The 19,599-nt window shown below is 28.1% G+C and carries 21 protein-coding genes and 1 pseudogene; 12 read left to right on the top strand and 10 right to left on the bottom strand.

Annotated features, from left to right (window positions below):
- Position 1: 1 nt before the first annotated feature.
- Genes infB through nusA form a run of 3 tightly spaced genes read right to left on the bottom strand, consistent with a single transcriptional unit; the run spans position 2 to position 3,350 of the window.
- The gene (gene infB / locus AAHM98_RS03705; RefSeq protein ID WP_342277127.1) at positions 2 to 1,834 is read right to left on the bottom strand and encodes a translation initiation factor IF-2; all 1,833 of its coding nucleotides are present in this window, start codon (positions 1,832 to 1,834) and stop codon (positions 2 to 4) included.
- Between the two features lie 27 nt (positions 1,835 to 1,861).
- Complete coding sequence (rnpM, locus tag AAHM98_RS03700; RefSeq protein ID WP_342277126.1) at positions 1,862 to 2,152, bottom strand: RNase P modulator RnpM; 291 nt, start codon at positions 2,150 to 2,152, stop codon at positions 1,862 to 1,864.
- Between the two features lie 16 nt (positions 2,153 to 2,168).
- Entirely contained in the window at positions 2,169 to 3,350 is a 1,182-nt protein-coding gene (nusA, locus tag AAHM98_RS03695) for a transcription termination factor NusA (protein WP_342277125.1), read from the bottom strand.
- A 384-nt stretch (positions 3,351 to 3,734) separates the two neighbouring features.
- Here nusA and AAHM98_RS03690 point away from each other — a divergent pair, with 384 nt between their 5' ends.
- Positions 3,735 to 4,007, top strand: a complete 273-nt coding sequence (locus AAHM98_RS03690) for a hypothetical protein (RefSeq protein ID WP_342277124.1) — start codon at positions 3,735 to 3,737, stop codon at positions 4,005 to 4,007.
- Here the strand turns inward: AAHM98_RS03690 and AAHM98_RS03685 are convergent.
- Positions 4,004 to 7,285 (bottom strand): DEAD/DEAH box helicase, encoded by a 3,282-nt coding sequence (locus tag AAHM98_RS03685; protein WP_342277123.1) that lies wholly within the window; start codon positions 7,283 to 7,285, stop codon positions 4,004 to 4,006. The genes AAHM98_RS03690 and AAHM98_RS03685 overlap by 4 nt on opposite strands.
- A gap of 148 nt (positions 7,286 to 7,433) precedes the next feature.
- On the opposite strand from AAHM98_RS03685, the gene AAHM98_RS03680 reads away from it, so the two are divergent.
- The 4 genes from AAHM98_RS03680 (at position 7,434) to AAHM98_RS03665 (ending at position 9,812) form a co-directional block, all read left to right on the top strand.
- A complete protein-coding gene (locus tag AAHM98_RS03680; RefSeq protein WP_342277122.1) occupies positions 7,434 to 7,655 on the top strand; it encodes a hypothetical protein in 222 nt (73 codons plus the stop codon).
- Positions 7,656 to 8,013: 358 nt separating this feature from the next.
- Complete coding sequence (locus tag AAHM98_RS03675; protein ID WP_342277121.1) at positions 8,014 to 8,331, top strand: hypothetical protein; 318 nt, start codon at positions 8,014 to 8,016, stop codon at positions 8,329 to 8,331.
- Positions 8,332 to 8,728: 397 nt separating this feature from the next.
- Complete coding sequence (locus tag AAHM98_RS03670; protein WP_342277120.1) at positions 8,729 to 9,085, top strand: hypothetical protein; 357 nt, start codon at positions 8,729 to 8,731, stop codon at positions 9,083 to 9,085.
- Between the two features lie 268 nt (positions 9,086 to 9,353).
- Positions 9,354 to 9,812: a peroxiredoxin gene (locus tag AAHM98_RS03665; RefSeq protein WP_342277119.1), complete on the top strand. Its 459-nt coding sequence runs from the start codon at positions 9,354 to 9,356 to the stop codon at positions 9,810 to 9,812.
- Between the two features lie 248 nt (positions 9,813 to 10,060).
- Here AAHM98_RS03665 and AAHM98_RS03660 read toward each other — a convergent pair whose 3' ends face one another.
- From AAHM98_RS03660 to AAHM98_RS03645, 4 genes and pseudogenes are all read right to left on the bottom strand, one after another.
- On the bottom strand, positions 10,061 to 10,222 hold the full coding sequence (locus AAHM98_RS03660) for a hypothetical protein (RefSeq protein ID WP_342277118.1): 162 nt from the start codon (positions 10,220 to 10,222) through the stop codon (positions 10,061 to 10,063).
- A gap of 5 nt (positions 10,223 to 10,227) precedes the next feature.
- Positions 10,228 to 10,515, bottom strand: a complete 288-nt coding sequence (locus AAHM98_RS03655; RefSeq protein WP_342277117.1) for a hypothetical protein — start codon at positions 10,513 to 10,515, stop codon at positions 10,228 to 10,230.
- 253 nt (positions 10,516 to 10,768) lie between these two features.
- Positions 10,769 to 11,845 carry a fructose PTS transporter subunit IIB gene (locus AAHM98_RS03650; protein ID WP_342277251.1) on the bottom strand — a complete coding sequence of 359 codons (1,077 nt, stop codon included), beginning with the start codon at positions 11,843 to 11,845 and terminating at the stop codon, positions 10,769 to 10,771.
- Between the two features lie 63 nt (positions 11,846 to 11,908).
- Positions 11,909 to 12,355 (bottom strand): annotated as a pseudogene (locus tag AAHM98_RS03645) (PTS sugar transporter subunit IIA); the annotation flags it as partial.
- A 280-nt stretch (positions 12,356 to 12,635) separates the two neighbouring features.
- On the opposite strand from AAHM98_RS03645, the gene AAHM98_RS03640 reads away from it, so the two are divergent.
- Both AAHM98_RS03640 and AAHM98_RS03635 read left to right on the top strand, forming a co-directional pair.
- On the top strand, positions 12,636 to 13,445 hold the full coding sequence (locus tag AAHM98_RS03640) for a hypothetical protein (protein WP_342277116.1): 810 nt from the start codon (positions 12,636 to 12,638) through the stop codon (positions 13,443 to 13,445).
- Complete coding sequence (locus AAHM98_RS03635; RefSeq protein ID WP_342277115.1) at positions 13,423 to 13,569, top strand: hypothetical protein; 147 nt, start codon at positions 13,423 to 13,425, stop codon at positions 13,567 to 13,569. Before AAHM98_RS03640 ends, AAHM98_RS03635 begins: the two co-directional genes overlap by 23 nt.
- 162 nt (positions 13,570 to 13,731) lie before the next feature.
- Here the strand turns inward: AAHM98_RS03635 and AAHM98_RS03630 are convergent, their stop codons facing one another.
- Positions 13,732 to 14,334: an FMN-dependent NADH-azoreductase gene (locus tag AAHM98_RS03630; RefSeq protein ID WP_342277114.1), complete on the bottom strand. Its 603-nt coding sequence runs from the start codon at positions 14,332 to 14,334 to the stop codon at positions 13,732 to 13,734.
- 202 nt (positions 14,335 to 14,536) lie between these two features.
- On the opposite strand from AAHM98_RS03630, the gene AAHM98_RS03625 reads away from it, so the two are divergent.
- From AAHM98_RS03625 to AAHM98_RS03605, 5 genes are all read left to right on the top strand, one after another.
- Positions 14,537 to 14,749: a hypothetical protein gene (locus AAHM98_RS03625; protein ID WP_342277113.1), complete on the top strand. Its 213-nt coding sequence runs from the start codon at positions 14,537 to 14,539 to the stop codon at positions 14,747 to 14,749.
- 157 nt (positions 14,750 to 14,906) lie between these two features.
- The gene (gene ptsP, locus AAHM98_RS03620; protein ID WP_342277112.1) at positions 14,907 to 16,628 is read left to right on the top strand and encodes a phosphoenolpyruvate--protein phosphotransferase; all 1,722 of its coding nucleotides are present in this window, start codon (positions 14,907 to 14,909) and stop codon (positions 16,626 to 16,628) included.
- Positions 16,629 to 16,641: 13 nt separating this feature from the next.
- Positions 16,642 to 16,914 (top strand): hypothetical protein, encoded by a 273-nt coding sequence (locus AAHM98_RS03615; RefSeq protein ID WP_342277111.1) that lies wholly within the window; start codon positions 16,642 to 16,644, stop codon positions 16,912 to 16,914.
- 59 nt (positions 16,915 to 16,973) lie between these two features.
- Positions 16,974 to 17,492: a PTS glucose transporter subunit IIA gene (locus AAHM98_RS03610; protein WP_342277110.1), complete on the top strand. Its 519-nt coding sequence runs from the start codon at positions 16,974 to 16,976 to the stop codon at positions 17,490 to 17,492.
- A gap of 172 nt (positions 17,493 to 17,664) precedes the next feature.
- Positions 17,665 to 18,627 carry an alpha/beta hydrolase gene (locus AAHM98_RS03605; RefSeq protein ID WP_342277109.1) on the top strand — a complete coding sequence of 321 codons (963 nt, stop codon included), beginning with the start codon at positions 17,665 to 17,667 and terminating at the stop codon, positions 18,625 to 18,627.
- Between the two features lie 150 nt (positions 18,628 to 18,777).
- Here the strand turns inward: AAHM98_RS03605 and AAHM98_RS03600 are convergent, their stop codons facing one another.
- Positions 18,778 to 19,479 (bottom strand): hypothetical protein, encoded by a 702-nt coding sequence (locus tag AAHM98_RS03600; protein ID WP_342277108.1) that lies wholly within the window; start codon positions 19,477 to 19,479, stop codon positions 18,778 to 18,780.
- Between the last annotated feature and the right edge of the window lie 120 nt (positions 19,480 to 19,599).

Here is a 19,599-nt window from a genome sequence, read left to right as displayed (position 1 = left end):
GTTATTTCTCCAATACTTCCTCAACTAAGAATGATTCAATAATATCATTTTCTTTTAAGTCATTATAGTTTTTAATAGTAATTCCACATTGCGTTTCTTTTTTTGATTCTTTTAAATCATTTTTTTCATGTTTTAAAGTACTAATGTCACCAGTGTAAATAACAACATCATCACGAATAATATGAACTTTACTATTACGTTTAATTAATCCATCAATAACAACACAACCAGCAATTGTTCCTACTTTTGAGAAGTGAAAGGTTTGGATGACTCGTGCTTGGCCAAGAACTTTATTTTCAAATGTTGGTTCTAATAACCCTTTAGCTGCTAATTGTAGTTCTTCTGTTACTTTGTAAATAATGTTATGTAACCTAATTTCAACACCAACGTTTTCTGCTGCAGTGCGAACAACATTATTAGGACGAACATTGAAACCATAAACAATACTATTTGAAGTTTGTGCTAGTTTAATGTCAGACTCACTGATTCCGCCAACAGTGGCACGAATAAATTTAACAGTAATATCATTAACATTAATTTTTTGTACGGCTTGCACGATCGCTTGGACTGAACCTTGCGTGTCAGCACGGAGAATGACATTAATTTGTTTTAACTCGCCATTAGATGCATCTTGTACTAAATTGCCTAAAGTAATTTGACGATTTTTATGTGATGTATTTGTTTCTTGTGTTTTTCGTGCAAGCGCAACTCTTCGTGCTGTTTTATCATCATTAAAAACAATAAATGATTCGCCAGGACTAGGTGCAGTTTCAAAACCTAATACTTGGACAGGCATTGCTGGACCTGCTTTAGTAATTTCTTTTCCTAAATCATTGATTAATCGTTTAATTTTTCCTTTAACACTACCTGCCACGACAATGTCAGTTACTTTTAATGTTCCACCTTGTACTAATAATGTACAAATTGAACCAACATTTTTATCATGGTGTGACTCAATAACTGTCCCATTAGCAATCCGATTTGGGTTAGCTTTTAATTCTTTAAGTTCTGCAACTACTAGGATCGCTTCTAACAAGTCATCAATACCTTGATGCTTTAAGGCACTACCGTAAACAAAGATCGTATCACCACCTCACTCTTCACTAGTTAATCCACATACTGATAGTTCATTCATAATGCGGTCAGTGTTAACGGTAGCTTTATCCATTTTGTTAACAAAAACAATAATGGAAACGCCAGCTACTTTGGCATGGTCAATAGCTTCGCGGGTTTGGGGCATAACACCATCATCGGCTGCTACTACTAAGATGACAATATCTGTAATTTTAGAACCACGAGAGCGCATTTCCGTAAATGCTTCATGACCTGGTGTGTCAATAAACGTAATTAGTTTATTAGTTGCAGTTTTTACTTGATAAGCACCAATGTGTTGGGTAATACCACCGTGTTCTTTATGGGTAATTTTAGAATTACGAATGGTATCTAGTAGTGTTGTTTTACCGTGGTCAACGTGCCCCATAATCGTTACTACTGGTGGGCGTTCTATTAATTTTTTTGGGTCATTATCTAATTCAATATTTTCTAATAGGTTTTCATAAGTAATGACTTTGGTTTCTTCAAAGTCAAATCCTCACTCTAAACAAATTTCAGCCATGCTGTCTTTGTCCAATACTTTATTTTGATTAAATAGTTGACCTTTTTTCATGAAGTAGCGGATAATGTCGGTTACTGGACGGTTTAAACTTTTGGCAAATTCTGATATTGTTAGTGGTTCACTAAATAAGAATGTCCCTTTTTCGTTAATTCGTGATGTTTTTTGTTTTAATTGTTGGTTAATATTTTGTGTTTGTTGAGTTACTCGTTTTTTTGCCATGTGCATCTCGCCTTTCATTTGAGAAAATTAGTCTCAATTTTCTTGAATCTCTTTTATTAGTGCATCATAAAATTCGTTAGGAATTTTTGTTTTTAGTGCACGAGCTAATCCTTGATTTTTTTGCAATTGGGGAATTAAACCCAACCTGGGTTGGATGTAAGCACCACGACCAGCATGCTTACCAGAACTATCAATTAATAATGAACCGTCTTTGGTAACAACAATTCTAATTAGTTCGCGTTTTGGTAAAATAGTGTTAGTAATAACACATTTGCGCATCGGGATTTTTTTACGTTGGATTAATGGGTGATTTTCCATAAATTCCTCCTTTTATTTAATAGCGAATTTTATTATTTCAGTGCGTTTTCTTTTTTAGTTCTTTGATAAAATGATCGTATTCATTCTCTTTAATATTACCATTTCAAGTGAATTTAATATCGCTTTCTTGTGCTTGTTCTAATGAAGAAATATTAATGTTTCAGTGAGTAACTCCAGCTGCTAGTTTTGCTGCCATTCCATTTTTACCAATGGCTAATGATAACTGTTCAGTTGGTACGATGATATTAGCTTGTTTTGTTTGTTCATCAATAGTAATTGAAATAACTTTAGCAGGTGTTAAAGCATTAATAATATAAGTTTTAATATCAGGGCTTCAAGCAATAATATCAATCTTTTCACCACTTAACTCAGTAGTAACTAGTTTTGTTCGTTCTCCATTTTTACCAATACAAGCGCCGATTCCATCAATACTAGGGTCATGGCTTAAAATAGCAACCTTAGCACGAATACCAGGAATACGGGCAACATCTTTTATTTCAATTACGCCTTGAGCAATTTCTGGTACTTCTAATTCTAGTAAACAACGTAAGAAGTTAGGATGAGTTCTTGATGCTAAGATTTGACCATAGTTTTTATTTTTAATAATGTCTTCAACATAAAACTTAATGTGTTCGGTATTAACAATTGGTGTCTCTTTGGGCGGAATTTCATTAGGAATTTGGTTTTGACGTGGTAAAAAGGCATAAGCACGCCCAATTTTAATAAGCATGTATGTTTCTTCTCTGCTTTCAACAGTACCAATTAAAATATGGTCTTTTTTGTCAATGAATTCATCATAAATTGATGTTTTTTCAGCTTCCCGAATTGATTGTTTAACTACTTGAATAGCTTGAAAAATTGATAAACGCGAAAATTGATCAGTGGGGATTAGTTTGGTATATGTATCACCAATCGTTAAATCTGGATTTAACTTTTTAACAGTTGATAAAGCGATTTCAGTATCAATATCTTCCACCTTCGCTACTACTTTTAAATCTTGATAAATTTTAATTTCACCTTTTTGCAAAGCAATTTCAACACGGATATTTTCAAGCGTATCACTTTGACTTTGACGTTCATAAGCCTTAATTAACCCTTCCTTCAAAGCTTCGATAATGTCTTCTTCATTGATTTGTTTTTCTTCAGCAATTAAAGAAATTGCTGCTAAAATAATCTCATTGCGTTCTTTTTCGCTCATTTTATTCTCCTTAAGTTTTAATAAATAAATTATGATTTTATAATGTTTGAAATAGAGTTATTTCAAAATGTTCATATATTAACCCTGATAAAGAACATTAATATATTACATTAAAAATAATAAAGACAGCTTGTAGCTGTCTTGCTATAATTCTAATTCATAGATTATTATACAATAATCTTATTGACAAAACAATATTATCGAACAATAAAATTTATTATTTTACAGTAACTTTGAACATCTATAATTTAAAAAGAAAGACAAAATTATAAGTTTTTAATGACTTAGTCACTAAACTTTGTTATGATAAAATAGTGTTTATATATAGATGCAAATTAGAAAAACATAAGATTATAAGTAAACAAAGGTTGGTGGATAGTGTATATGTTTAAAAAAGATGGTGTTATTAGTTTAATTGACTATTTTAATATGACAATTATGGTTAATTATCTTAATTTGGAAAAAACCAAATCACAAAAGAAAATTGATCAAAAATTAAAATTTGAAATTGAAAATGTGATGTTGGATTTAAGAAGTTTATTTTTACAATTAGAAGACTTAGTAAAAACTATTAATACTAATCAAATCCAAATTATATTTAAAAATTTACTTAGTCAAGAAAAATTTGTACTATTTGAAGATATAATAAAAAATTAATTTAGGTCTAATAGACTTTTTAGTTCAGTTTCACTTAAGTTAGTAATTAGTTGTGCATCATCAGAACTATCAATTACAGAATTAATCATTGCTCGTTTTTTATCTTGAATGGTAATGATTTTTTCTTCAATTGTACCTTTGGTAATTAGTTTGATGACTTGGACAACTTTTTTTTGTCCAATGCGGTGTGCACGGTCAGTAGCTTGGTTTTCTGTTGATGGATTTCATCATGGATCAAAGTGAATCACAACATCAGCACTAGTTAAATTAAGACCAACTCCTCCTGCTTTCAAAGAGATTAAAAACACACTAATATTTTTATCATGATTAAATGCTTCCACCATCGCTAAACGTGATTGAGTTTTAGTACTGCCATCTAAATAAAGAAAATTAATATTTAATTTTTCACAAATGGGAGCAATATTTTTTAAAACACGAGTAAATTGCGAGAAAATTAAAATCTTATGACCTAAGCCAATTAATTCTGATAACATATCTTTTAAAGCATCAATTTTAGCACTTTCATTAGCATAGCCTTCATTTAAAATACTAGGGTCACAACAAATTTGACGTAACATTGTTAAGACAGCTAAAATTTTAATTTTGCTTTGATTAAAACCTTTAGTATCAATGGTAGCATCTAAATCCTTTTTGGCAGCACTCACATAGGCACTATACATTTTTTTCTGACGGTCAGTCATCTCAATAATAATTTTATTTTCAATTTTATCAGGCAACTCTAAAGTTACATCTTTTTTTAATCTTCGTAAAATAAAAGGTTGTACTTTATTGTTTAATTCTTTTAATAATAGTTTATCTTCATTTTTAACAATCGGTGTTTCATATTGTTTTTTAAATTTATGGTGTGATAATAAGAAACCAGGTAACACAAAATCAAAGATTGATCATAGTTCTGTTAAATTGTTTTCAATTGGTGTTCCTGTTAGGGCAAATCGAATCGGAGCATTAATATCTTTAGCGGCTTTGGCATTTAACGAAATCGGATTTTTAATGTGTTGGGCTTCATCAATAAAGCAATGAGAAAATGATAAAGATTCATATTCAGTAAAATCGCGTCGTAATAACGGATATGAAGTAATTAACACTTGGTAATTTTGAAAGGAAGATAAAATAACTTTTCTTGTTGTTTTGTCACCAGCAATAACAATAGTTTTTATGTGGGGAGCAAACTTATTGAATTCACTTTCTCAGTTGTAAATAATAGAAGCAGGACCAATAATTAATATCGGTTTCATGTTAGGATTATCTTCATATTCTTGAGCAATATAACTAATAGTTTGTAATGTTTTTCCAAGACCCATTTCATCAGCTAGAATTCCACCAAACCCAATTCCAGCTAAAGTTTTTAATCATTGATGACCTTTGATTTGATAATCACGTAATGTAGCATTAAGATTCGAATTAATGACAATTTTGTTTTGTGCAAAATTTTTAACTTTTTTAATAAAATCTTTAAAAAATTGGTCCTTTTTAACTGACACGCCTTTAAATGATTTTAGTTGTTGCTCTAAAAAGAAAGCATTAAATTTTGGTAATTTTAATTTACCAGGTGCCATTTCATTTAATGGGACATCAAACTTATCAACCAATTTAGCAAATTTTTGTAACGTTTTATTTTGCAAGTCAATAATCGCACCATCTTCTAATCGGTGATATTTATTAGTAGACTTCACGGCATTAAATATTGCTTGTAATTCTGCAGTAGGGATTTGCCCTAAGGCAAAATCAAATTCTAACAAACTGTTTTCTGGGTTTATCCTTACACCGCTAGTAACTAATTTAAATTCAATAAGACGGACTTTTTTAAAATTATCAGTATAATAAATGGTTGAATGTTTTTCTAACATTGGTAGAAACTGGTCTAGTAATTTCATAATATCATTAATATCACTTAAAAATAGTTGATTATTTTGTTTAACAAATGGTAGTAACTTGATAAAACTATAGTAGTTTTTTTCTTTATCATAATCACGGATTACGAGTTTTGTCGGGTGATTACGATTATTATCTATATCAAACAAGACACTATTGTAATTAAAAATTGGTTTTAAGATTACTGATTTTCCATCAAAATCAAAGAAACTTTCAATTACTAAATTGTTTTCAACATATTCTGGTAATTGTTCATCCATAGTAACAACATCTGTTTCTTGTTTTAAAACAGGAATAATATATTGAAATGCTTCTTGACTACCTTTTTCATCAAATAAAATTTCATTTTTATTTTGGAAACTCATGGTTTGTAAAATAAATCCACTACTATTACGATATTTATCTTGTAAAAATGAAATTTTATCGTTATTAAAAATGGCTTGTAGTTGATTTGTTAAAAATAAAGGATTAGTCTTTTCATTTTTAATTAGAATTTTATTATCTTGGAGTTTAACACTTAAATTAACTTGGTAGTGTTTTTCAGTGATGGGAACATTAGCATATAAAGTATCGTTTATTACTAAATCAATTCTTTCATTTTCCATAAGTTTAAAAAAACGTTCCGTTTGTAACGCTAACATATTAAAACAATTACTTCTATTTTTATGATAAACATAGTTAAAGTGAGTTATTTGGGCATGATTAAACAACTCTGTTTCTTCTTTTAAAAATTTTAATAATCTTAAAAATTTGTTACTGTATCGTTGCGATTCAGGAATTAAAGAAATACCATAAAGATTGGCAAAACGTCTTTCTTGCACAAATGTAGGTTTTTCTTTCATTAATAATTCCAAAAATTCATTAATATCTTTTACTTCTTTGAAGTTTTTAATTCCGACACTAAATTTTAATGTAGATTTGTTTTCATTAATAATTTCACATGTAATTTTACAATCAATGGTATCTGTTGCTGCAATTTTAAGCGATTGTTGCATTTTAAAAAAATTAAGTAAATTAGTAGTTAGTTGAAGAAAGCCACTTCATTGTAAAATATCTCCATTTGATTTATAAAAACAATAAAGTAAAGCACCAATAATATGTTTACAGTCAGCTCTATTAGTTAAAACATACATGCAATTGCACGTTACTTTTTCTAATTCAACTTTATTATTAAAATATAAAAAACTAATTCCAACTTTATACTCTTCATTACTTTGTGAAGCTAAACAGGAAAAAATAAAAATCAATTGCTTTTTTTCATCGCTAATATTAACTATTTCTTTTTTAAGTAATGTTAAATAATTGTTTCTATATATGTTTTGACCACGAAAAAATATTGTACTTGGCGCTATTTGTTTAATAAATTCAATATTAAAACTTGACATTTTATTTCTTTTTGCTCCTTCAATTTAGTTAAAAGTTTATTATATATTATACCTAAAAGTATATTTTTAAAATATAGGAAAACTAGATATTTTTAAATTAATTCCTGTGTTCCAAAATGAGATATTATTATTGTGATCTTAATCTAAATTGTGGGTCATTAGGGGAGTAGGCATTAAAACTTTATCTTCAATTAGATGATTATGTTCACAAGTTAATGATTTAAATGTAGCTGTATCAAGAACACAAACAACATTTATTACAATTGGTAATCATTTATTCGCTGAAAAACAACCATTATTAAAGATTATTTATGATAATGTTCATCTTCATAACTCAGAAGAATATTTAAAAATGATTGAGACACATTAGTAAAAAAAATAATTTTAAAAATGCTATAATTTGATAGTATATAACTATCGTAAGCGCAAAGTATGTTTCACATCTTTTTGCGTTTTTTTATTTTTAAAACGAATTATGAATTAAGATAAGAAAAAAGAGAACCTAACGGTTCTCCATAATCGATGTGAGATTTTGTTACCCACCACCGGTTAACTTACATTAACCTATAACATAAATATTATTACATATTTATTTTAAATTGCAAGTAGGAAACCTGATTATTTTTTATTAATTATTATTAAACCATTATTTATGAAAGGAAGAATAAAATAATTAAATTTCAAAAAAATGAGTATCTATAAATTGTTAAGAAATCCCAAGTTAGATCATGAATTTGGCAGACCTGCTATTTTTTTTAGATTTTTTAGGACAAGAATCATTAGTATGATTTGGAACATCATTGAAAAATGAAAGTAATGAAATTCCGTTAATTATTAAAATTAACGGTGTTAATACCTATTTTTACAATAAAGGCATAATGAAAGTGCCAACCATGAAATTAGTTGGTAAATGAAGGAATAACAATATTCAAAAAATTATTAACTTAACTAATAAAGAGCAACAAAAATTAATTACTAAATTCAGTACCTTAACCTTACAACCAAACCCCTATTTAACCATTAATGAGTTAAAAGAAAATAACTAAAACTTAATAATTAAAACCAATAACATTCTTAAACTCTTAGATAACTATGATCTTAAAATCAAAACCTTAAAAACGAAAGTTGAAAAACTAGAAAAGCAAATTAAAAAGGAGCAACTAACCCATGGATAATAACCTAATTCCTAAATCATTAAAGCAATCACACAGACTGAATAAAGTTGTTTACGGATAGGAATATATTAATAACTATCTATTTTTATTCCCTTAAACATATATGCGCCCCAATTTAACTCATAAACAAGTAATAGATTGCAAGAAATACTTATTTAACTCTCTTATCTGTAAAAATAATTATTCTATCAGTCTAATAAAAAAGTTTGTAATTTCTATTAACAGTATGTATAATCTAGATTAATAATTTAAAGGAGACTGATAAAATATGTCATTAGAAATGCAAAACAGTTTTTGAAATTGTTCTTTGATTTTAAAATTAACAGTTGTTGTTACAGCAGCATGATTAGTAGGTACTCTAGGAGGTTTCCTTTTATATGCTAATATTGATTGATACTATAAACCTGAAAAAGAGAACATTCAATCAATGAAAAATGCTCTTATGATTAGTGGTTGTACTATTGCAACTGTAGGTGTATTACCAGGATTAGGTTTGAATTGTCTTAGTAAAAAAATATATTTGAAAGATGATAGTTCTAATTTTAATGCTAGTGATATTAATAATTTCGAAAATCCTGCAAATAGTAAAAACGTGAAAGGTGCTAGTAAAATATTTGTGATTTAAAGTGCACCCCAACAAATACTAGCCAAAATTAAAAAGAAGTCTAATGAAGCAATTCCCTTGTATGTTTAAAAATTGATTTCATTCTTATTTAAATTAATTTTATTTTAAATGCAATAATCGTAAAAAAAATCAATGTTTAAAATTCTATTAGTTAAATACTTGCTAAAAGTGGTAAAAATATATCAAAAAAGGATAATATCATTATAATAAAAGTTGTGTTATTATTACAGTAATTACTAACATCTTACATGAAACGAGGAAAATAACTATGAATCAATTGTTAACAAGTTTGCCATTGCATATTAATGATGGAACAATCAAAACCTTTAATGATTATAAAAAAGAAAAAGGATATGTTATCTTTTTTTATCCCAAAGCATTAACTCCTGGTTGTACTTTAGAAGCAGTAAAATATAGTGAATACTATCAAACTTTTGTTGATTTAGGATACCAACTTATTGGTATTTCTCGTGATAAAGTTAAAAAGCAAAATGATTTTAGTTGTAAATATGACATACCTTTTCCATTAGTTAGCGATACAGATAGTGCATTATGTAATCACTTTAAAGTTTTAAAAAATAAAAAAATGTTTAATAATACCTTTTTAGCAATTAGTCGTTCTACTTTTATTGTTAATAATGATTTAGAAATTATAAAAGAGTTTCTAAATGTTAAACCAACAGAACATATTAAAGCAGTTTTAGAATACATTAAAGATAAGAAATAATATTTTTTTCCTTTTCTAATTCAGGTATATAAAAGCATCATTACTATAAAAGTAATGATGCTTTAAATTTAAATAATTAACTTATCAATAATGGTTTTTAATAATGGTTGCTTCTGGTAATTCTGATTTACGCTTTAAAGCAATACAAGTATCTTTTAATAAGATTTCTTCAGCATTTGTTACAAGCGGCTCATTTTTTAAAACTACACAGAGATATCCACATTGTCAAAACGTTGGTAATTTAAGAATTACGGTTTTAATATTACTAACAAGAATAATATTATCACGCTTTTTTTCAAACTAAATGTTGTTAAACCTTTATGATTCATAGTAATTTGTTGGTCATTAATAGTAATATACGTTTTACCATATTGGTTTTCAAATCATCAAGTTTTTTCATTATTGTTCATAATTTTTAAACATCTTTTTCTTTAGAAACTTTAGTTGGTGGTTTGGTTTTAATTCCAACCTTATTCAAAATTTTAATCATTGAAGTTTTATATAGACCTTGTTTTTGTAATAGTAATGATGTGTAAATAATTGATTGAGCAACCATCCCTACAACAATGGCAATGATGTATCATAAAATTCCAATGTAACTACCAACAGTATCAGTTACACCACCAAATAAGGCAATAATAAATGAACCTCAGACCCCAACATGACCAACAACTCCAAAGATAAATGCTAATGCCCCTTGCAATAGCGCTTTCCACTACGTTAGCAACAATAGTTCTTCAAGTATCTCTCGCTGCAAATGGAATAACAGATTCAGAGATTCCCATAAAGCCTAGTAATCAAGCATTTCACCCCAATGATTGTTTCTTGTTTACTAAATAATTTACGACCAAATACGGTTGAAGTTAAAGCACAACCTAGTGGTGCAATTGGAATAGCTGCAGCGACAGGGTTTTCTCCCATTAATTGGCCCCCCATATCAAATCCAACCATGGCTCCTAAAATAATCCTACTAAGAAACCAATGCTTGGATGGATTCCCATTCAACTTAATCCATAGTCTAATGCTCCCATTACATATCCGAATGGTGCTGCTGATAAGAAAGCAGTCGGAATAGCAATAATAGCTGTACAGAAGACAGGAATAATAATAATTGGCATAATTGGTAATAATCATTTTGGTACTTTTCATGAGTTAACAAATCTAACTAGATAACCAGATAATAATCCTCCATATAATGCTCCAAATAGCGTTCATGATACATTGGCATTACCTTGGAATGCATGATGAGCATCAATCGGTTTACTATCAGTAAGATTTAATGCGCCATTGAAATCTCACCACATACCAGTAGTTGGACTTACTAGTAAGAATGTCACAATCATGGCTGGTGCAATGCCTGGTCTTCCCGCAATTGAATAAGCAATGTATGCTCCCATAATCGGAATCATTAACGTAAAACCAATCCCTGCTATATTATTAATAATCATTAATACATGCATAAAGGTTGTTGGATGGACACTTAATGCAATTGAACCATCTGTTTGGGCTTTAATAATTCAAGCAATTTGGTTTTCTCAACTATTCTGGAAAGCAAAGTTATTACCATAAGTGCCTTTCGCAATCCCGCTAACAATCGCAAAAATTAATCCGGCAAACACAACAAAGGGAATAATAAATGATACTCCACTTAGTAAATGTTTTAAGATTGCTGGTTTTCCTTTAGACGCATTTAAGATAAAGTCACCACTATCAGTAGCATTAGCAACTCCATATGTTTGACCTTTTGCTAAAGCATCAGCAATTGTTTGTTTAGCACTTTTAACAACTGGTCTTGTGCCACAAGAGTAAGTTTTTTTACCAACAAAGCGATCTAGTTCAATAGCAACATCGGTTGCTAAGATAACAACATCAGCTTCATTGATTTCTTGTTCTGAAAGTACAAATTCAGGCCCTTTTTGGCCTTGACACTCGATATGTACTTGATAGCCTAGTTCTTTTCCTGCGTTTTCTAAAAGTTCTTTGCACATATAAGTATGGACTACTCCAGTTGTACAAGACGAAACTCCAACAATTTTTTTGGTTGGTATTTTTAATAAAGTGGTATTTTCGTTGTTAGTAGTAATGTCATTAATAATTGTAATAAGTTCTTCAGCATTGGTTGCTGTTTTAAGTTTGTGACGGAATTGGTCATTGGCTAGTTTAGTAGCAAGGGCACTTAGTACATCTAAATGTAAAGAACCTGCTTGTGCCTCTGGAATAATTAAAGCAATAATAATGTTTGTTATTAATTAGCCATCAATTGCTTTTCAATCAACGCCATTATTAGTGCGTAATATTAAGATTGCCGGAGTTTTAATTGATTTTATTCGTGCATGCGGAATGGCAATTCCATCTTCAAACCCAGTTGTTGATTCTTGTTCACGAGCAAGAAATGCTTGTATTAATTCTTCACTGTTTGTGATGTAGTCTAATGATAACGCTAAATCAGCAATTTTTTTTAATGCTGATTTTTGTGTTTTAACCTTATCATCGAAAACAATATGTGAAGATTTTAATAAGTCATTGTTTATTTTCAAATTCATCTTCCTTTCCTATGTTATTTTATCTCCTTTTTTATAAAAAGTAGGAATTTTTTATTTATTTGAAAAATATTTTTTAGGTTTTGGATTTCTTTATGTGTAATTGAGATTTTATCACATAAATTGCAAGCAAATGCTATTGATTTTAGTACACCTATAAATGATATTTATTGATTTAATTAGCACATTTAACACTATATGTATACAAATATATATAATAAGAGTAGAATGTTTCACTAAATAAGTGGTACTTTCAATATAGAGAGAAAGAGGGAAACAATTTATGAGAAAACTACTATCTTTACTAACGGTATTAACCCTTACCACCCCAGTTCCATTAAATGTGATGGCCTGTGGCTGAAATAAAACACCACCAGTAGTTGATGAAACTGACTATTTAACACTAGCAGCAACTGCCAAAGAAAAAATTATTAATTCTAATTTTTTAAGACAAATTTCAGATCATGTTATGACAGGAATGCAATTACGTATTTTTGATAATGGTCCTAATATTTTTAATTCCAATAATAAATCAGAAGTAATTAGTGCTTTAAAAAAACATGGAGAATCAGGTATGAATGTTCAAAATCAAACTTTTGAAAGATATTTAGATTCATGACAATCTAAATCTTTAATACCTGCTCAGGATTTATCTAGTGTTAGTTTAACATCAGAGTATAAAATTAATGCTTGAAGTTATGATAACTTAACTTTATTACCAATTACTATCCCGACAGTAATTGTAGAAAATCAAAGCAGAATAAAGAAAATTGATGATGTTGCTGACAAATATGCTACTATTTTTATGAATAACGGAACTTTGAGCCGTAAGTTATTTATAGCTGATAACGGAAGTTTTAGATTAACAATGAATAAAACTGAGTTTGAAAACTATAAAAATAATAATAATACTTTTGGTGATGTTATTAGTTATGCTAATGATAAAATTAAAAAACTTGCTATTAATGAAAATGTTTTAACTACCAATGATTTTTTTCAAACTTATAATACATATGCTGGTGGTAAATCATGTTGATGTAAATTTTACAAATCAAATTTTAAATCAACATTTGAAAGGTGAAAATGCTTTTAAAATTTATTTAGAAAGTAACATTTTTCGATTTAATTTAGATATTAATGGTTATGATTATGAAACATGAAGTAGAAATAATATTTCTATTATTCAAGGTAATGATGATTCAGTTTGACCTGCTTAATTATTAGTAATATGCTTTAGTTTTGTAGAAAAGCATGATGAAAAGTTGTCTCTATAAACTGTCAACACCTATAATAAAGCTTTACCATAATTATCACAATAGTGACTTTTATGTGTCTACTTTATTATAGGTGTTTATGTTTATTTAGGAAAGATCTCTATTTTAAAATATCTTAGCTGCAGCTTTAATTTTAACATCATACTTATCAATTAATTGCTCAGGTGTTAAATCACTTTCTGGCTTAACTTTCGTTCCTGCTACTAATATTGGTGCTACTACTTTGGCTCCAACAAAGTTTCAAGTACCACGCAAATATTCAGTATGATTTCCTCAAGGATATCAACCAAAAGGGGCACCTTGTGTTGTTAAAATTTGTACTTTTAGGTTATCTAATAAACCAATGGCATCACCTTTTTTTTGGTATTTATAAGAGAAGGTTTTGTTAGGTACTAGGATATGGTCTAAGTAAGTTTTTCCAATAGGACTAATATTAAAATTAATCATAGGTGAAACAAAAATTACTTTTTGAACACTTTTTAATTGGTTAATATAAAAATCTGAATCGTCCTTATTGAAATACTCGTTAAAGTTGTGAGTATTAATATTTTTCTTACTCATGGCTATTTCATTTAAATCTAATTCAATAATTTCATCTTCTGGATGGAATTCACAGTAGTATTTAACAAAATGATTAACTAGTGCTATTGAATATGATTTTTCTTTGGTAATTGGTGATGATTTGATTACTAATACTTTGTTTGACATTATTTTCATTACCTCCTAGTGTTTTTATAATTATGATTTTATCATTTTTAATAGTTTTTTTGTATTTAATAAAAAGTACTAAAACATACCTAATATGAAATTTCAATATATTTATTTTCAGATTTTTCTCCATACATGCCAAAAATAACAAATAAATATCAATGAATTCTTGGGTATTTTTCGTTATGTGGTACAATTTTAATTGTATGTAGGATTAAAAAAGGAGCAAGAAAATGGAAGAAAAATCATCAACAAAAATCAAAAAATTCTAAGTGCTTTCTTAGAACTTCAAGAAGAATATGTATTAACTATTAATGATAGTAATGAAAAACTAGCAGTTGCGAACAATATTAATAAAATTAAAATTATTTGGAATTTTATGATTTTTTTATTATTACTTTCAAAAAACTGCTAACACAAAAAAACTTTGACTTTATTAAGAATGTTAAACATTAATTTACTATTTAATTATGATATTTATCACAAATAAATAATTTTTTTAACAATTATAGGAAATATTTATTATAATTTAAATGATGCTAATTAAACACAAAATATGAGGAGTGAATTAAATGTTAAAATTAAAAGGCATTGGTGCTAGTAATGGTATTGCCTTAGCTAAAGCTTTAGTTTTAAAACATGAAGTAATTAAAACTAGTGATAAAAAAGTTAACGAAAAACAAGTAGCTAATGAAATTAAGAAATTTCATGCTGCTTTAGAGGCTGCAGGCAAAGATATTGAAGTTTTAATTCAAAAAACAACAGCAACTATGGGTGCTAATAAAGCTGCTGTTTTTGAAGCCCATCTTAGTGTCACAACCGATCCTGAATTAGTAGAAGGTGTAGAGGAACTAATTAAATCAGAAATGTTTAATGCAGTACGTGCTACTGAAATTGTTGCTAATAAAACTATTACTACTTTACAAGGAATGGATGATGACTACTTCCGTGAACGTGTTGGGGATGTCATTGACGTTCGTGATCGTATTTTAAGAAAAATCTTAAATATCAAAACTGTAGATTTAACAGCTATTAAAGAAGAAATAATTATCGTTAGTCATGATTTAACTCCATCAGAAACTAGTCAGTTAAACCCAAAATTTGTCAAAGGATTCTTATGTGATATTGGCGGTAGAACATCACATGCAGCAATTATGGCACGTAGTATCGGCATTCCTGCTGTTCTTGGTTTACAAGACGTTACTGCTAAAATAAAAGATAATCAAATTTGTGCCTTAGATGGTAGCGAGGGAAACGTTGAAATTAACTTGGATGCTAGTGAAAAAAATAAATGGATTGCTAAACAAACAGCATGAGTTAAACTACAAACAGAATTACTAGTATTTAAAGGAAAAAAAACTGTAACTAAAGATAATCATGAAGTAAAATTAGAAGCTAATATTGGTTCACCGAAAGATATGGATAAAGTATTAGAATTTGATGCCCAAGGTGTGGGATTATTTAGAACTGAATTCTTATATATGGAAAGTAATGATTTTCCTACTGAAGAATTTCAATTTGAACAATATAAAGCCGTATTAGAAAAAACAAAAAATCAAATTGTTATTAGGACTTTAGATATTGGTGGTGACAAAGAATTATCCTATTTAGATTTACCAAAAGAAATGAATCCATTCCTTGGTTATCGTGCTATTCGTTTATGTTTAGATCGTAAAGATATTTTTAAAACTCAATTACGTGCTTTACTGCGTGCCTCTGTTTTTGGCAAATTAGCAATTATGTTTCCTATGATTGCCACAGTTGAAGAATTTAAAGCAGCCAAGGCATTAACTTTAGAATGTAAAGATGAATTAAAAAAAGCTAAGATTGCTGTTAGCGATGATATTAAAATTGGAATGATGATTGAAATTCCTGTTGCTGCTATTAATGCCGAAACATTTGCTAAATACGCTGATTTCTTTTCAATTGGCACAAATGATTTAATTCAATATAGTATTGCTGCTGACCGTATGTCAGAAAAAGTGTCATATTTGTACCAACCATATCACCCTGCTATTTTACGTTTAATTAAAATGACAATTGATGGTGGACATAAACATAATCGTCCTGTTGCCATGTGTGGCGAAATGGCAGGTGACCAAATTGCTGTACCATTATTAGTGGGATTAGGATTAGACGAATTCTCAATGTCAGCATCTAGTGTTTTAGAAACAAGAAAAATTATTAGTACTTTAAATAAAAAGGATATGGAGCAATTGCTTGCCAAAGCCTTAGAATGTGAAACTAACGATGAAGTTAAATCATTAGTTGAAAAGACGTTAAAAATAAAATAAAGGATATTATAAAATGTATTGAAATTTTCAAGCAGTAGCAACACCACAAACTACAACAACTGTTGGGTTCATTGTATGAATAACTTCATCAATAGTGCTAGGAATTATTTTTTTAGGTATTCACTTATGATGAAGTAAACAGCCAAATAATCAAAAGTATTTGAAGATTAGCAAAGAAGAAGGTATTTTAGTATTCATTAAACGTAAAATTTTTTTAATGATTGCCTTTATGTTTTTAGTTTCGCTAATAAGTGCCATTATGTCACTAATTAGTTGATTAAATTAATAAAAGTTATGCTAGAATTATAAGGTATACATATATTGTAATTAAAGAGGAGAATAAAAATGTGAAAATTATTTTCAAAAAATACAGGTAAAAGTAAGAAATTAAAAATCTATGCCCCAGTTTCTGGAAAAATTATTAATCTTAGTGAAGTACAAGATCCTGTTTTTGCCCAAGAAATGTTAGGAACTGGTTTTGCCATTATTCCTCATTATAAAGAAAAAGCAGGAATTAGTTTCGTTGCGCCCTTTAGCGGAGTTTTAGCAACTGTTTTCAATACAGGGCATGCCTATGGAATTAAAGATGATACCACTGGTGTTGAATGTTTAGTTCATATTGGAATTGATACAGTTGAATTAGCAGGTAAAGGTTTTGACATCAAAGTTAAACAAGGTAATAGAATTAACAAAAATGATGTTATGGTGATTGCAAATTTACAAGAAATCAAAGAAAAAGGTAAAAAAGAAGTTGTTACACCAATTGTGTTTACTACTGAAACAATGTTAGACTATAAAGTTAACGTGTTAGTTAAAGGTGAAATAACACAAGGACAATTAGTTGCTGAGATTGTTAAAAAATAATAATTTTAATAAAGAATAAATGCATCTAGGTAATTCTTAGATGCATTTTAAAAAAACTTTTTTAATTAAATATACCTGAATTGCTTTAGTTTGAATAAAATATTAATTAATTTGATAAAATATTAATAAGCAATTTTATTCTTGTGCTATTTTTGGAGGTTATTAAACTATTATGGATAATTTTTGGCAACAGTATTGATGAACAGTAGTCATTAGTATTTTAGCAGTCTTACTATTAATTTATATTATTTATCGCATTTATCAAATTTTTCATATCGACTATTACTGAGAACGTAATCTCCATTTTCCCCAATGAAGTAATGAGGGAATCATAACTCGTGATAATTATTTTTTACATACTGAATTTAAGTTTGTTAATAGTAGCAAATATATTATTATTGGTGTTCATGGAATGGGTGCTTCATTAACTGATTTTAAAACATCAGCTAAATATTTTACTAAAAATGGCATTTCTTTTTTAAGTTTTGATCAACGTGGTTTTGGAGAAAATGAAAAATGAAAATATCACACATTAGGGACAACTATTAATGACATTAAAGATATTATTAGTGTTTTAAATGAACGTTATCCTGATAAAAAGATTATTTTAATGGGTGAGTCTTTAGGTTCAGCTTTAACAGCATTAGCTGCTAAGAAATTAACTAAAATGATTGATGGTGTGGTACTAACTAATTTTGTTACTAAAAAACAAGTATTTAAATTAAAACCTTCATTGATTTGTCAATCATTATTAGGTTTTATATTTCATAAACATCATAATTTACCTCTTACTTTTGAAATGGAAGAAATATCAACTAATCCTAAATATATTAAAAATGGTAAAATGCGGGCAATGACTAATATGAAGTTCACTTTGTTATTCTCCTTACAAGCTCAGAAGTTAAGTAAAAATGTTCCTAAAAATCTTAATAGTGCTAAATGTCCGGTGTTAATTGTACAATCAGGTCAAGATGCCTTTGCTGATTTCAATAAGATTGAAATCAATAATAAACATTGACGAGATGGAATTACTTATAATTTTTATGAAAATGGAAAACATGCTATTTTAAATGAACCTAATATTACAGAAATCTTAGATGATGTTAAGAAATGAATTGATTCTTTGAATATTTAAAATTAAAACCTGTTAGTTATTGAAACTAACAGGTTTTAAAATAAAAGATACTTTTTAACTTAAGAAATAGTTAAAAAATCAGTTTCACTTGTTGTGGGATTAAGAACAATACTTATGTTATCATAAATTGCACCCAAGTTTACTACATAATTAGTAGGAAAAATTTTCAACATTATTACCAGTTTTGTCTATCACATATGATTTATATTCTCCATTAGTATTTACTGAAAACATTAAATAGCCCTCACTTACTACGACAACTGGTGTTCGATAGTCATAAAGATTGATAGGCAAATTATTAATTTTAATTTGAGTATAATTTAATTCATTTGTTATAGGTTCTTGGCTAATTAAATAAGATTCATCATAGTTAAAAACGATACCAAGATTATTGCTACAAAAATCAAATTCTCCTGAGTGTTTTAAAACAGAAAAAGTACCATCAATATTTATTTGGTATGATGATGTTTCGCTAGTAGCAATAATAGTTTTACTATTTAAAAAATCAAGACCGGTACTTTTAAAATCTAATAACTTTAAAGTTACATAATTATTATTACTAACTCAGTAGGTTTTTAAATCAGCTGTTGTTAATACACCTTTTTGATCATTAAACATTTTAATATTAGTAAAGATAATATCATCAAATTCTTGGATTTGTTTGTTATTAACAATATCATAAATAATTGTGATATCTTTTTTTTCTTTTGAAAGTATTTTTTCACTTGTAATAGCAACTAGATTATCACTAATTTTCTTTGCACTAAGAATTGTAATATTTAATTTGCTAACATCTGTTTTTTCATTATTAATAGTTAATAAAAATCCATTATAATATCCATCAGTAATCATAACATGAGTGCTATCAATTACTTGAACATTTTTAATATTTACATTTTTTAAAGCATCAAAGCTATTTAAATCAATAAATTTATAGTCCTTATTAACTAAAAAGAATTGAAGTGGCGAAGT

Source organism: Spiroplasma endosymbiont of Nebria brevicollis (assembly GCF_964030895.1).
GTDB lineage: Bacteria > Bacillota_I > Bacilli_A > Mycoplasmatales > VBWQ01 > Spiroplasma_E.
Note: the sequence above shows the minus strand (reverse complement) of the source record. Positions and strands in the feature narration are given on the sequence as shown.